12 protein-coding genes are annotated in these 14075 nt (G+C 72.1%); 6 read left to right on the top strand and 6 right to left on the bottom strand.

Annotation, left to right across the window (positions count from 1 at the left end; all coding sequences use genetic code 11):
- Positions 1 to 9 precede the first annotated feature (9 nt).
- Positions 10 to 984 carry an EamA family transporter gene (locus J7F03_RS10940; RefSeq protein WP_214948519.1) on the bottom strand — a complete coding sequence of 325 codons (975 nt, stop codon included), beginning with the start codon at positions 982 to 984 and terminating at the stop codon, positions 10 to 12.
- A 109-nt stretch (positions 985 to 1093) separates the two neighbouring features.
- On the opposite strand from J7F03_RS10940, the gene J7F03_RS10935 reads away from it, so the two are divergent.
- Together J7F03_RS10935 and J7F03_RS10930 are read left to right on the top strand one after the other, a co-directional pair.
- On the top strand, positions 1094 to 2050 hold the full coding sequence (locus J7F03_RS10935) for a LysR family transcriptional regulator (RefSeq protein WP_214948518.1): 957 nt from the start codon (positions 1094 to 1096) through the stop codon (positions 2048 to 2050).
- A 10-nt stretch (positions 2051 to 2060) separates the two neighbouring features.
- Positions 2061 to 3923: a glycoside hydrolase family 3 protein gene (locus tag J7F03_RS10930; RefSeq protein WP_214948517.1), complete on the top strand. Its 1863-nt coding sequence runs from the start codon at positions 2061 to 2063 to the stop codon at positions 3921 to 3923.
- 24 nt (positions 3924 to 3947) lie between these two features.
- On the opposite strand, the gene J7F03_RS10925 is transcribed toward J7F03_RS10930, so the two are convergent.
- A complete protein-coding gene (locus J7F03_RS10925) occupies positions 3948 to 5399 on the bottom strand; it encodes a S28 family serine protease (protein ID WP_214948516.1) in 1452 nt (483 codons plus the stop codon).
- A 187-nt stretch (positions 5400 to 5586) separates the two neighbouring features.
- Here J7F03_RS10925 and J7F03_RS42620 point away from each other — a divergent pair, with 187 nt between their 5' ends.
- Entirely contained in the window at positions 5587 to 5913 is a 327-nt protein-coding gene (locus tag J7F03_RS42620; RefSeq protein ID WP_214948515.1) for a hypothetical protein, read from the top strand.
- Between the two features lie 70 nt (positions 5914 to 5983).
- Here J7F03_RS42620 and J7F03_RS10915 read toward each other — a convergent pair whose 3' ends face one another.
- Positions 5984 to 7573, bottom strand: a complete 1590-nt coding sequence (locus J7F03_RS10915; protein ID WP_214948514.1) for an aldehyde dehydrogenase — start codon at positions 7571 to 7573, stop codon at positions 5984 to 5986.
- A 99-nt stretch (positions 7574 to 7672) separates the two neighbouring features.
- On the opposite strand from J7F03_RS10915, the gene J7F03_RS10910 reads away from it, so the two are divergent.
- Positions 7673 to 8227 carry an EF-hand domain-containing protein gene (locus tag J7F03_RS10910; RefSeq protein ID WP_214948513.1) on the top strand — a complete coding sequence of 185 codons (555 nt, stop codon included), beginning with the start codon at positions 7673 to 7675 and terminating at the stop codon, positions 8225 to 8227.
- Positions 8228 to 8246: 19 nt separating this feature from the next.
- Here the strand turns inward: J7F03_RS10910 and J7F03_RS10905 are convergent, their stop codons facing one another.
- Positions 8247 to 12056: an ABC transporter ATP-binding protein gene (locus J7F03_RS10905; protein ID WP_214948512.1), complete on the bottom strand. Its 3810-nt coding sequence runs from the start codon at positions 12054 to 12056 to the stop codon at positions 8247 to 8249.
- A 180-nt stretch (positions 12057 to 12236) separates the two neighbouring features.
- On the opposite strand from J7F03_RS10905, the gene J7F03_RS10900 reads away from it, so the two are divergent.
- Both J7F03_RS10900 and J7F03_RS10895 read left to right on the top strand, forming a co-directional pair.
- Positions 12237 to 12626 (top strand): type II toxin-antitoxin system RelE/ParE family toxin, encoded by a 390-nt coding sequence (locus tag J7F03_RS10900; protein WP_214948511.1) that lies wholly within the window; start codon positions 12237 to 12239, stop codon positions 12624 to 12626.
- Complete coding sequence (locus tag J7F03_RS10895; RefSeq protein ID WP_214948510.1) at positions 12620 to 12964, top strand: helix-turn-helix domain-containing protein; 345 nt, start codon at positions 12620 to 12622, stop codon at positions 12962 to 12964. The genes J7F03_RS10900 and J7F03_RS10895 overlap by 7 nt, the downstream gene beginning before the upstream one ends.
- 7 nt (positions 12965 to 12971) lie before the next feature.
- Here J7F03_RS10895 and J7F03_RS10890 read toward each other — a convergent pair whose 3' ends face one another.
- A complete protein-coding gene (locus J7F03_RS10890) occupies positions 12972 to 13130 on the bottom strand; it encodes a type II toxin-antitoxin system VapB family antitoxin (RefSeq protein WP_214948509.1) in 159 nt (52 codons plus the stop codon).
- Between the two features lie 14 nt (positions 13131 to 13144).
- Positions 13145 to 13906 carry a GntR family transcriptional regulator gene (locus J7F03_RS10885; RefSeq protein WP_214948508.1) on the bottom strand — a complete coding sequence of 254 codons (762 nt, stop codon included), beginning with the start codon at positions 13904 to 13906 and terminating at the stop codon, positions 13145 to 13147.
- Between the last annotated feature and the right edge of the window lie 169 nt (positions 13907 to 14075).

The following is a 14075-nucleotide window of genomic DNA, read 5'->3' as shown; positions in this document are numbered from 1 at the left end:
AGAGACGACCTAGCGGCCGCCGCCCGTCGGGAGGGGGTCCGCCGCCTCGGCCGCGGTGACCGCGGGCTCGGGGGCGGGGGCGACCGTGCCGGCCGCCTGTGTCCCGGGCGCGACGGCCGCCGGCCGGGGCTTCGAGGGGACCAGGGAGGTCACCGCGACGCCGCCCACCAGCAGCACGGCCGCCACCCAGCGCAGCCCGCTCACCTGCTCCCCCAGCACCAAGGCCGCCGAGGTCATCCCGAAGACCGGTACCAGGAGCGAGAACGGGGCCACGGAGGAGGCGGGGTAGCTGCGCAGCAGGTATCCCCACGCGCCGAAGCCGAACACCGTGGTGATCCAGGCGAGGTACACGATGACGCCGACGCCGCTCCAGTCCAGCCCGCGCAGCGCGGCCAGGTCCCGGTCCGGGCCCTCCAGCAGCAGCGACAGCACGGTCAGCGGCAGTACCGGCACCACGCTCACCCACACCATGAAGTTCAGCGCGTCGGGCGGGGAGGCCTTGCGGGTCAGGACGTTGGACACGCCCCAGCACGCGGCGGCCGCGATCACCATCGTGAAGCCCAGGACCGGCCCGGAGGCGCCCTCGTCCACGGCGGCCACGCCGATCCCGACGAAGGCCACGGCCATCCCGGCCATCCGCACCCGGCCCGGGCGCTCCTTGAGCACGACGGCCGCGAACACGGCGGTGAACACCGCCTGCGCCTGGAGGACCAGCGAGGACAGCCCGGCCGGCATCCCGTGGTCCATGCCGGTGAACAGCAGCCCGAACTTCACGATGCCGAGCACCACACCGACCGCGATCACCCACTTCCACGCCACCTTGGGCTTGCCGACGAAGAAGACCGCCGGGATCGCGGCGACCAGGAAGCGCAGGGCGGACAGCAGCAGCGGAGGGAACGCGCCGAGCCCGATCTCGATGACGACGAAGTTGAAACCCCAGACGGCGGCTACGAGAACCGCGAGGGCGGTATGTATGGGTCGCATGAACTGAGCATCGGGTCAACGACCGTTTAGCACCAGCGCCGATGTCTTCAGTATCGGAATTAGTAATGCTTCATCCAGTCGCCGTACGGGCGCGCCTAAGCTGCCTTGCATGCTGGACCTCTCACGGCTGCGCGCCCTCCACGCCGTCTCCGTCCACGGCTCGGTCGGCGCGGCCGCCGCCGCACTCGGGTACACGCCCTCCGCCGTCTCCCAGCAGATCTCCAAGCTGGAGCGGGAGACCCGCACCACCCTGCTCGAACGCCACGGCCGCGGGGTCGCGCTCACCGAGGAGGCCAAGCTGCTGGCCGCGACGGCCGAGCAGCTGCTGGCCATCGCGGAGCGGGCCGAGACCACCCTGGAGGAGTCCCGCGGCCAGCCCGTCGGCCGGCTGCGGATCGCGGCCTTCGCCTCCGCCGCCCGAGGTCTGCTCCCCGGAGTCCTCGCCGACCTCGCCCGCCGTCACCCGGCCCTGGACACCCGGCTCACCGAGATCAACCCGCACCTGTCCATGGACCTGGTGGCCCGCGGCGTCACGGACCTGGCGGTGACCCACGACTGGGACATCGCCCCGCTGCCCGCCCCCGAGGGCGTGGAGCAGGCGGTGATCGGGGACGACCACTGCGACCTCGTGGTGCCGGCCGGACATCCCTTCACCTCGCGCTCCGTCATCCTCCGGTCGGACCTGGGCGGGGAGCGGTGGGTGTGCCAGCCGCCCGGCCGGGTCTGCCACGACTGGCTGGTGCGCACCCTGCGCACGGCCGGGTTCGAACCGGACATCACCCACGTCGCCGAGGAGAACCACACCATCGTCGCGCTGGTGGCCGCCGGGCTCGGGGTGGCCGTCGTACCGCGGCTGGGCACCGGGGAGCTGCCGCCGGGCGCGGTGGCCGTGCCGCTGGACCCGGGCCCCGTACGCCGGTTGTACGCCACCTGGCGGACCGGGGCGGCCCGCCGGCCCGCGATCACCGAGGCCGTGCGGACCATCCAGGAGCACTGGGCCCGGCTGGCCCCCCGTCCGGGGGACCTGGCGAGTGTCCCTCGCTCCGAAGGCGTAGTCCCGCAGTAGCGTCCGGCGCGTGCCGTACCAAGCCTCCCGCCGGACCCTGCTCACCGCGGCCGCCGTGGCCGCCGTCACCGCCGCGGGGGCCGTCACGGCCGCCGTGGGCCCCTCCCGGACACCCGGCGGACCGGCCCCGCACGGCCCCGTCCCCGACGACGGCCGGCCGGGCGACCGCCCGCCGGGGCGCGCCCCGGGCCGGCCGCGCGAGACCATGGCCCGGATGAGCCTGGCCGAACTGGTCGGGCAGCTCTTCGTGTCCCGGGCGTACGGGCATTCGGCGACCGACCCCGCCCCGGAGGACGCCGAGCGCAACCAGGCGCTCTTCGGGGTGCGCACCGCCGCCGAACTGGTCGCCCGCTACCACCTGGGCGGAATCGTCTACTTCGGCTGGGCGCACAACACCCGGACCCCGCACCAGATCGCCGAGCTGTCGGCCGGCCTCCAGAAGGCGGCCGCGGACTCCGGCGCGGGCATCCCGCTGCTGCTCTCCACCGACCAGGAGCACGGCGCCGTCGCCCGCGTGGGCAAGCCCGCGACCCTGCTCCCGGGCGCCATGGCGCTGGGTGCGATGGCCCCCGAGTCCGGCGGGGCCGCCGCCGAGGCGCGCCGGGCCGCGCGCGTCGCGGGCGCCGAGCTGGCCGCGATGGGCATCCGGCACAACTACGCGCCGGTGGCCGACGTGAACGTGGACCCGGCCAACCCGGTCATCGGCGTACGGTCCTTCGGCGCCGACCCGCGGGCCGTGGCGGCCCTGGTCGCCGCCCAGGTCCGGGGCTACCAGGGCGCGGGAGTGGCCGCCACGGTGAAGCACTTCCCGGGGCACGGGGACACCGGTACCGACAGCCACGTCGGGCTGCCGCTCATGAAGCACACCCGCGCGCAGTGGGAGGAGCTGGACGAGCCGCCGTTCCGGGCTGCCGTGGAGGCGGGCGTGGACGTGGTCATGACGGCGCACATCGTCTTCCCCGCGCTCGATCCCTCGGGGGATCCGGCGACCCTCTCTCGGCCCATCGTCACCGGCATCCTGCGTGAACGCCTGGGCTTCCGGGGCGTGGTGGTCACCGACGCGCTCGACATGGCCGGGGTACGCCAGAAGTACGGGGACGACCGGGTCCCGGTACTGGCCCTGAAGGCGGGCTGCGACCAGCTGCTGAACCCGCCGGACCTGGGGCTCGCCCACCGCAGCGTGCTGGCGGCGGTGGAATCGGGCGAGCTGACGCGGGCCCGGATCGAGGAGTCGGTGCTGCGGATCCTGGAACTGAAGGCCCGCCGGGGGCTGTTCGGCGAGGTCACAGCCCCGGCGCCGGCCTCGGCGGGCGCGGCGGTGGACGCGGCCGTCGGGATCCCGGCGCACCTGGCCGCCGCCGACGAGATCGCGGGCCGGACGACGACCCTGCTGGCCAACGCGGCGAAGCTGCTGCCGCTGGATCCCGCGGCCCGGCCGCTGCTCCTGGTCACCGGGAGCGACCCGGTCTCCCCCACGGGTACCACGGGACCCCCTACGGCGGTACTGGCCCGGGAGCTGTCCGCGCTGGGCTGCCGGGCGACGGCCCTGCCGCCCGCCCGCGCGGTGGCCGCCGCCCCCGGCAACGCGGCCGTGCTCGTGTGCACGTACAACGTCCCGGAGGGGGCGAGCCCGCAGCGCGACCTGGTCACGGAGCTGCTGGCCACCGGGGTGCCGGTGGTCCTCGTGGCGATCCGCAACCCGTACGACCCGGCCCGGCTGCCGAGCTGCGCGGCCGAGCTGGCGACGTACACCTGGACGGACGTGGAACTGCGGGCGGCGGCCCGGGTCCTCACGGGGGCGCTGCGGCCCACCGGGCGCCTCCCGGTGCCGGTGCCGGGCCGCTACCCGCTGGGCCACGGGCTGACGTACTAGCCGGGGGCCCAGCGGGGGCAGCGGCTACGGCCGCAGCATCGGCTCGCGCTCCAGGTCCACCTGGTCGAGCTGCGCGTCCGGCTTCGCCAGCGGCGCGGCGTTCGCCGGGCCGGTGAGCGCCGCGGCCGGGGCGACCCCGGCCCACTGCAGGATCTTCGCGGTGGCCAGTGCCTTCTCGCCCTCCTGGAGCTTGGCGACGTTGGCTCCGTGGTTGGCGCCCGGCGCGGTCATCACGTAGCTGTCGTGCGCCCCGTAGCCGAGGTGGAACGGCTCCGATCCCCACGGGTCGTTCTGCCCGTAGACGAAGAGCATCTGGTTCGCGTGGTGCTTGACCCAGGTGTCCACGTCCCGCATGGCCGCCGGCTGGAAGCTCATGGGGATGTCGCGGGGGACGAAGTTGCGCGGCGGCTGGTAGCCGTAGCGGCTCAGCTTGCCCAGGTGGGGCTGCTTGATATCGGGCGAACCGAGCTGCGTGCCCGCCTGGTAGTAGTACGGCGTGTACGTCTCCAGCCCCTGGTCGGCGTAGGCAGAGAAGCCGGAGATCGCGTCGACCGTGTCCCAGATCTCCTGGTCGCTCGCGGTCGCGGCCGCCGGGATGGAGGCGCAGTCGGCGAGCAGGCTGTACTGCCAGAAGGCCCACACGTAGTCGAGCACGACGGCCTCGTAGGCCTTGTCGAGGTTGCCGACGGTGGTGAAGGTCCAGCCGTTCTCGGCTGCGGCCGCGGCGTACTTGACCTCCAGCGCGTCGCGGCGCACGAGCGCCTCGCGCTGGACCGCGTTCAGCTTGTCGCGGCACTCCGCGGTGCCGACCTTGGCGAAGAACCGGTCATAGGCCGAGTCTTCCTTGTTCACCACGTCGTTGGGGGCGACGTACGCGACGACGCCGTCCATGTCGCGCGGGTAGAAGCGCTCGAAGTAGGTGGCCGTCATGCCTCCCTTGCTGCCGCCCGTGGCGAGCCAGTTCTTCTTGTAGATCTTCTTCAGGGCGGTGAATATCCGGTGCTGGTCGCTGGCGGCCTGCCAGATGTCCAGGTTCCCCCAGTTGGCCGGGTCGGGCCGGGACGGGGTGAAGAATCGATACTCCATGGACACCTGGTTGCCGTCGACGATGGTCGTCGGCTCACTGCGGCGCGGGCTGGTGTTGACGTTGTAGCCGGAGGTGAAGAACACCGTGGGCCGGGAGACGTCCTTGTGCAGCAGGGTCAGGCGCTGCTTGAAGGTTCCCTTCCACGGCGCGCGGTGGTCCACCGGCTGCTCGTAGTTCAGAACGAAGAAGCGGTAGCCGGCGTACGGCTTCTCCTCGATCAGGCTCATCCCCGGGACCGCGAGGATCTGGTCCTTGATGTCCGTGGCGGCGGCGGCATCCGTGGCGGCGGCAGGCTCCGCGGCGGTGGCCGCTTGCGCCGTGGTGCCGGCCGCGCCCATGGTGCCGATGAGCACCACGAGCGACAGCAGCCATCCGAGCTTCTTGCGCATTCACACTCCCCTTGAGTTCACTTCGGTCGCCGTGAACCTAGCGGGGGCAACGCACGCCTGAACAGACCTAGTTGGGTCGCTCCATCAGCACAGTATCCAGCCGGAATCGACAGATCCGGTCCCCACGCTCCCCTTTACATACACGCAGCGGTGGATCGCGTGGACGGTGACCGGTCCGGCATAACGGGTGAATCGCCCCGAATCGCGGACGGGGTATCCGCCGCGCGGCTGGATGCTCACCGACATCGGGCGGCGCCGGCCGGGGTCACCGGCGACCGCCACCGCGCAGGCCTGGTCGCGGGTCTTGTACACCCGCACCTCGCCCGTCGAGAAGGGCAGCGTCACCGCCAGCCGCCCCGGACACCCCCCGGTCGCCGCCTGCGCCGGCTGCGCCACGAGCAGCGCGCCCGCGCCGATCCACAGCGCCGCCGTGAACACCCCCAGGCGTGCGGCCCACCGGCCGCACCCCTTCCGCGCCTTCAACACCCTGTCCCCCATCGGTCGTACGTACTAACGCGCGCACGCCCGTACGACGTTCATTCCGCTCGAAAGGTTGCGGTGGACAAGGACTCAGCGCGCCGGGCTCACTCCACGCCCGCCGCGTGGTCGAAGACCGACTCCCGGGGCCGGACCAGGGTGGCGACGGCGATCGACTGGAGGTGGGTGGTGCGAACGGCGGGCTGGTTGGCCTCGCCGAAGACCCCGCCCGTGGCGCCCGTGCCGCCGTTGTACGGGAGCACCGGCACGCAGCCGATGTGCGAGTCGTTGACCTTCAGCATGCCGCCGTTGACCACGTCCTCGCAGAACCGCTCCACGACCCGCTCGTCCTGCGTCCACAGGGAGTTGCGCAGGCCGTAGCGGTTGGCGTTGAGGAAGCCGATGGCCTCCTCCAGTCGGACGGGCGCCTCGGGCACGACCACGCAGAGCAGCGGGAAGAAGGTCTCCTCGCGGAAGGCGCGCAGCCGGCCGGCGGCCTCCAGCCCGTCCACGCGGACGACCGCCGGGCGGATGAACGGCCCCGCCGCCGCGGGCACGTCGTCCACGTCCACGAACTCGCCACCGCACAGCAGCTCCCCGCCGGCCGCCAGCACCTCATCGAGGAACTCGGTGAACTCCGCCCGCTTGACCACCGGGCTCAGCACCGTGTCCGGATCCTCCGGCGGCCCGGGCCGGATCTCGCCCGCCCGCTCCACCAGCTCCTTCAGCAGCCGGTCCGCCACCTCCGGGTGGACGATGGCGAACTTCGGGGTCATGCAGATCTGCCCGGAGCCGTAGTACCGCTCACACAGGGCCCGCGCGGCGAGATCGGCCTCGGCGTCGCGCCACACCAGCACACCGTCGTTGCCGGACAGTTCGAGTACGGGCTTCTTCCCCGCGGCCACGCACTCCCGCTCCAGCTTCAGTCCCTGCTCGGAGCCGCCGAAGAAGACGAGGTCGTCGCAGTCGGGGCTGTCCAGCCACTGGCGCACGACGGCGCGGGCATGCGTGGAGAGCACGCTCAGGGTCCCGGGCGGGGCGCCGAGGCGCTCCAGGAGCGGGGCCACGATCTCCCGGTAGACGAAGCTGACGCCCAGCGGGGCGGTCGGCGGCGCGTTGACGACCAGGCTGTTGCCCGCCGCGAGCACCAGCGCCCCGTAGAAGGAGTTGGAAGTCGGGGCGTTGCGGGGCGGACTCAGGCACACCACCCCGTCGGGCTTGCGCACCATGCGGACCCGCCGGCCCGCCGACATCCGCTCGGGCTGCCGCAGCCGCTCGGCGAAGTCGGCGACGGAGTCCGGGTGGAACCCGCAGGCCACCGAGTCCAGCTCCCAGGCGGCCAGCCGCACGGGGTGGCCCTCGGCGACCAGCAGCGCGGCCAGTTCCTCACGGCGCCCGACGACGGCGCGGTGGACGGCGTGCAGCAGCTCCAGCCGGTCGGCGAGCGGGACCCTCGCCCAGGCCGGCTGGGCGGCCCGGGCGGCGGCCAGGGCGCGCAGGCCCTGCTCGGGGGTGGACATGGCGACGCGGCCGGCGAGCAGGCGGTCGTCGTACGGGAGGTCCTCGCCGCGTTCCAGGCGGGCCTTGAGGCCGAGCACCTCGAACGGCTCGCGGAGCAGTTGACCCATCCGGGGCCAGTAGACCCAACGGGTGCCGGGCTCTTCCGCGCCGGCCACCCATACCTCGTAAGAGTGCATCCACAACTTCCTAGCGGGATAACGGGAGTTCACGATCACGAGGGAGACTGCGGTAGGTGATCGAAAGACCGCGCAACGTAGCCGTGAAAGGCAACTGAAATGACGAACGACCTGCTCGACCGCAAGCTGGACCGCGCCTTCGCGCACCTCGACGTCAACGACGACCAGGTCATCGACGAGCACGACATCATCGGGCTCGGTTCACGCCTGCTCTCCGCCCTCGGGGAGCCGGCCACCTCGCCCAAGGCGACCCAGGTGATGGGCGGGCTCGTCGACTTCTGGCAGGAGCTGTTCACCGAGCTGGACATCGACCGGGACGGCAAGGTGACGCCGCAGGAGTACAAGCAGGGCATGGCGCGCCTGTACGAGGGCGGCGGCGCGGCGTACGACAAGTCGTTCCGGCCGATGGTCCAGGCGATGCTCCTGGTCGTCGACACCGACGGCGACGGCCGCATCAGCGCCGAGGAGTTCCACAAGGCCCAGCTGGCCTTCGACACGAAGCTGAACCGTGAGGACGCGGACGTGCTCTTCGCCCGGATCGACACGAACCACGACGGGTTCCTGTCCGTGGACGAGCTCCTCGACGCCGTGCGCGAGTACTACACCGGCACCGAGGAGGACGCCCCGGGGAACCTGCTGTTCGGCGAGCTCTGAGCCCCGCCGCTCACCGCGTTCAGGCCGCCGCGCGCTCGTCCTCCCCGACGAAGATCCGCCACAGCCGCGCGTAGCCGCCGCCGCGGGCCAGCAGTTCGGCGTGCGTGCCGTCCTCCACCACCCGGCCGCGGTCCATGACCACGACCCGGTCGGCGCGCGCGGCGGTCGTCAGGCGGTGCGCCACGACCAGAGTGGTGCGCTTGCCGGCGAGCCGGTCGGTGGCCTGGTTGACCAGGGCCTCGGTGGCCAGGTCGAGGGCGGCGGTGGCCTCGTCGAGCAACAGCACGTCGGGGTCGACGAGCTCGGCGCGGGCCAGCGCGATCAGCTGGCGCTGGCCCGCGGAGAGGTTGCGGCCGCGCTCGGTGACGGTGTGCAGATAGCCGCCGTCGAGGGTGGCGACCATGTCGTGGGCGCCGACCGCGTGCGCGGCGGCCTCCACCTCGGCGTCGCTCGCCTCGGGCCGCCCGTAGGCGATGGCGTCGCGGACCGTCCCCGGGAAGAGGTACGGCTCCTGGGGGACGACCCCCAGCCGGTGGCGGTAGCCCGTCAGGTCCAGCTCGCGCAGGTCCACCCCGTCGGCGGTGACCCGGCCGGACGTCGGATCGTAGAACCGGGCCACCATCTTGACCAGCGTGGACTTGCCGGCCCCGGTCTCGCCGACGAAGGCGACGGTCTGCCCGGCGGGGATGCGCAGGCTGATTCCGGCCAGCGCCTGCTCCTTCTCGCCGCGCTCCTCGGCGGTGCCGTAGGCGAAGTGGACCCCCTCGAAGGCGATCTCGCCGCGCAGCTCCGGGACGGCGCGGGGCGCGGCGGCGCGGGGGGTGCTGGTCGGCTCGCGCAGCAGGCCCTGGATCCGGCCGAGGGAGACGGTGGCCTGCTGGTAGCCGTCGAAGACCTGGGAGAGCTGCTGGACCGGGGCGAAGAACAGGTCGATGTAGAGCAGGTACGCGACCAGCGCGCCGGTGGTGAGCGTGCCGGCCTCCACCCGGCCCGCGCCGACGATCAGCACGGCGGCCGCGGCTCCGGAGGACAGCAGCTGGACGAAGGGGAAGTAGACGGATATCAGCCACTGGCCGCGGACCCGGGCCTCGCGGTAGGAGTCGCTGCGCTCGGCGAAGCGGGCGGCGCCCGAGTGCTGTCGGCGGAAGGCCTGGACGATGCGCAGCCCAGCCACCGACTCCTGGAGGTCGGCGTTGACCAGGCCGACCCGGTCGCGGGCGAGCTCGTACGCGGCGACCGACTTGCGGCGGAAGAAGAACGTGCCGAGGACCAGGACGGGCAGGGTGGCGAAGACGATCAGCGCCAGCTCGACGTCGAGGACGAGCAGGGCGATCAGGATGCCGAAGAAGGTGAAGACGGAGACGACTGCGGTGACGAGCCCGGTCTGCAGGAAGCTGGACAGGGCGTCCACGTCCGTGGTCATCCGGGTCATGATCTTGCCGGTCAGCTCGCGCTCGTAGTAGTCGAGGCCAAGGCGCTGGAGCTGGGCGAAGATCTTGACGCGCAGCGCGTAGAGCACGCGCTCGCCGGTGCGGCCGGTCATCCGGGTCTCGGCGAACTGCGCGGCCCACTGGGCGACGACGACGGCCAGCGCGAGGCCGGCGGCCACCCAGACGGCGCCGAGGGCGGCCTGTTCCACACCCTGGTCGATGCCGTGCCGGATCAGGATCGGCAGGAGCAGCCCGGATCCGGCGTCGGCGGCGACGAGGCCGAGGGATATCGCGAGGGGCGCCCAGAAGCCGCGGAGCAGGCGGCGCAGGTTGTAGCTGTCCTCGGCGGACGCGGCGCGGCCCTCGTCCACGTCGGGGGTGTCGTCGGCGGGCGGCAGCGCGGCCACCTGCGCGAGCAGCTCGGGGGTGGCGGGCATGCCGGCGGGGGCGGTGTCCTTCTCGTCCGCCTCCTCCTGGCGCCGCCACAGCTCCGGGGTGATGCCGCCGGCCACGCGGCGCTTGGCGTTGACCGGCTCGGAGTCGATCTCGGCCTCGAGCTCGATGTCCCGCTCGATGTCCCGGCCCCGGTCGCGCTCGAGGTCGCGCTCGAACTCGGCCATGGGCGGGGCGTCCGGAGTCCGCGGGGAGGCGGCGCCCAGCGCGTCCGGGTCGGTCAGCAGCCGCCGGTACAGGGCGGAGCGGTGCTCCAGCTCCTCGTGCGTGCCGATGTCGGAGAGCCGCCCGTGGTCGAGTACGGCGATCCGGTCGGCGAGCGCGAGCGTGGAGCGGCGGTGAGCGATGAGCAGGGTGGTGCGGCCGGCCATGACGGCGCGCAGCGCCTCGTGGATCTCGTGCTCGACGCGGGCGTCGACGGCGGAGGTGGCGTCGTCGAGGAGCAGCAGGCGGGGGTCGGTGAGGATGGCGCGGGCGAGCGCGATGCGCTGGCGCTGGCCGCCGGAGAGGGTCAGGCCCTGCTCGCCGACCTTGGTGTCGTAGCCGGCGGGCAGGGCCTGGATGAACCCTTCGGCCTGGGCGGCGCGGGCCGCGGCCTCGACCTGCTCGTCGGTGGCGCCGGGGTGTCCGTAGGCGATGTTGGAGCGGATGGTGTCGGAGAAGAGGAACGAGTCCTCGGGCACCAGCCCGATCGCTCCCCGCAGCGAGTCGTAGGTCAGCGTGCGCACGTCGTGGCCGCCGACGCGGACCGTGCCGTGGTCGGTGTCGTAGAAGCGGGGCAGGAGCAGGGAGACGGTGGACTTGCCGCTGCCGGAGGAGCCGACGAGGGCGACGGTCTCGCCCTCGTCGATGCGGAGCGAGAAGCCGTCGAGGACCGGGCGCTCGGCGTCGTACCCGAAGCGCACCTCGTCGAACTCGACGGTGGCGGGCGCGTCCGCGGGAAGCTCCTGGCCCCCCTCCTCGATGACGGGCTCGGTGTCGATGAGCTCGAAGACCCGCTCCACGCCGGCGCGGGCCTGCTGGCCGACGGTGAGGACCATGGCGAGCATGCGGACGGGCCCGACGAGCTGGGCGAGGTAGGTCGAGAAGGCGACGAAGGTACCGAGGGTCACCTGCCCCTTGGTGGCCATCCAGCCGCCGAGGGCCAGCATGGCGACCTGCCCGAGGGCGGGTACGGCCTGCAGGGCGGGGGTGTACCGCGAGTTCAGCCGGATGCTGCGCATCCGGCCGGCGAAGAGCCGGCGGCCCGCGTCGCGGAGCTTGCCGGTCTCCTGCTCCTCCTGGCCGAAGCCCTTGACGACGCGGACGCCGGTGACGGCCCCGTCGACGACGGTGGCGACGGCGGCGGCCTGGCTCTGGGCGTACCAGGTGGCGGGAAAGAGCTTCTTGCGGCTGCGCTTGGCTATGAACCAGAGGGCGGGGGCCATGAGCAGCGCGACGACGGTCAGCAGCGGCGAGAGCCACAGCATGATCCCGAGGGATATCCCGAAGAGCAGGAAGTTCCCGATGGTCATCGGAAGCATGAAGAGCAGCCCTTGGATGAGCTGCAGGTCGCTCGTCGCCCGCCCGACGACCTGGCCGGTGGACAGCTCGTCCTGGCGGCGCCCGTCGAGGCGGGAGATGGTGTCGTACATGTCGGTGCGCAGGTCGTGCTGCACGTCGAGGGCGAGGCGGCCGCCGTAGTACCTACGTATGTAGGTGAGCACGTAGACGAGAACCGCCGCACCTATGAGCATCCCGGCCCAGGGGCCCATGGGCTTGCTCTTCTCCCCGATGACATCATCGATGATCACCTTGGTGACGAGCGGCACGAGCGCCATGACGGCCATGCCGCCGAGCGAGGACCCGAGCGCCAGCAGCACATTGGCCCTGTACCGCCAGGTGTAGGCCGCCAGCCGCTTGCCCCAGCCCTGTTTTTCCCCAGCCGCTGTCTCTGCCGCCGCCACGTGATGCCTCCCCGTTCGTCCTGTCCTGCCGCCTCCCCCAACGCCCGGACCGGCGGATTTCATCCCCCGGGAACAATCGCACTCCCGTACGTCACCGTCACACCGAGGCATCACCCCTTCCGGTGGACTTCCTCCGCGTTCAAGCCAGCCATACACTGAAGCGTCTATACATTCCGACGCATGAACGACCCGTTCGACATCGAGATCGAGCCGGAGGTCCGGCTGTGGCTGATGAACCTTTCCGAGGCGGACTACAGAGCAGCCGAGCACGCAGCCGATCGACTGGCAACCGAGGCAACCACCCTGGGTGAACCACACTCCCGCTACCTGGGCGACGGAGTCCGGGAGTTGCGATTCGACATCGGCCCTAGCCGGGACGCTGTCAGAATCTCCTATTGGCTAGCCCCGGGGCGCCGGGTCGTGCTGCTGACCGTCTTCCGTAAGACCCGGCAGCGCGAAGACGCCGAAGTCGCACGCGCCAAGCAGACAAAGGCGATCTGCGCGGATGAGCACGAACCAGCCCACGACGTCTTCAGCCGTGAGCCGCAAGAGGGAGCCAGGTCATGGTGAGCCACGCGCATTGGAAACTTGCCCGGGACAAGAAGGTCGCCCAGGGCTTCTCCGAGAGCCCGGAGGTGACAAAACACCGCGAGGAAATCCGGCTCGCCTGGGACCTCGGCCAGGCCGTGTACGACCGGCGCACCGCGCTCGGGATCTCCCAGACCGAGCTGGCCCGCCGCGCCGGCATGACGCAGCCGCAGGTCTCCAAGCTGGAGCTGGGCGGCACCGTACCGACCGTGCCACTGCTGGCGCGCCTCGCACGGGCGATGGAGTCGGAACTCAATCTCAAGCTGGTCGGGGAGACCTCCCAGGTCGTCTTCACGGCCCAGGAGCACGAGGCGGCCTGAGCCGGCGCTACGACTGACCGGACTCGGGGTCGGCGAGCGGCTGCCGATGCTGCTCGATGAAGGCACGGAGCGCGGCGTTGACGGTAGCCTCCGGCGATGTCGTGCGCAGGATTTCGGCCGCTGCCGCCAGGGCCTCGTCGTCGACTTCGATGTACTCACCGGACATGTGGGGCCCTCTTGCTATGAGGCGTCGAACTCGTACTCCAGGACGTACGCCGAGGCGTCGAGCACCATCTCGTTGACCTCGACCACCTTGCCGTCGGCGGCGAAGGCCGTACGGCAGATCAGGACCACCGGGGTCCCGGCGGCCAGGCCGAGGCTCGCGGCCTCGTCGGGGCTGGGCATCCGCGAGCTGATCTCCTCGCGGAAGCGGGCGGGCTTGCGGCCCAGCTCGGCGAGGCGGGCGTAGATACCGCCGGGGCCGGAATCCGGATCCGCGATGGGCGTGCCGGCGGCGAGGGCGGCGTCGAGGTACGAGGTGGCGAGCAGCACCGGCTTCCCGTCGAGCAGGAACCTCCGGCGGCGAACGCAGGCCGGTGCGCCACCGCTCAGCCCGAGCAGCGCAGCGACGCCGCTGGGCGCGGCCTCTTCCGTGACGCCGAGGAACTCCACCTCGGGATCCCGGTCCTCGGTGTCGGCGGCCCAGATGGACTGCCCCGCGCCCCAGACTTCCGCGGCCAGCCGCTGAACACCACGCCGCCGGATCCGCCGGAACTCCCGCACGAACACCCCTGCGCCCTTGCGCGCTTCGGTCAGCCCTTCGGCCTGGAGCACGCCGAGCGCCTGTCGTGCGGTCATCCGGGCGACACCGTAGGTGCTCATCAGGTCGTTCTCGCCGGGCAACCGGTCGCCGGGCCCGTACTCGCCTGCGTCGATGGCGGCCTTCAGCGCGGCAGCGATGCGCTGGTACTTGGGCTGCCGAACGGCGCCATCACTCGGCATGCGGTCCTCCCTGATCATCTCTAGTCATCCTAGGCACCGGGACATCGGCGTCCGGCTCGCACGGTACGACGGGGTGGTGCGCGTGGAGGTGGCCGACGCCGGTCCCATCGTCAAGCTCACGCCACGGATCGCGTCTGACGGCGACGAGCACGGGCGAGGCCTCGCCATC

The sequence above is a fragment of the Streptomyces sp. ISL-43 genome (assembly GCF_018614195.1).
GTDB lineage: Bacteria > Actinomycetota > Actinomycetes > Streptomycetales > Streptomycetaceae > Streptomyces.
This window is presented reverse-complemented; position numbering and strand designations above follow the sequence as displayed.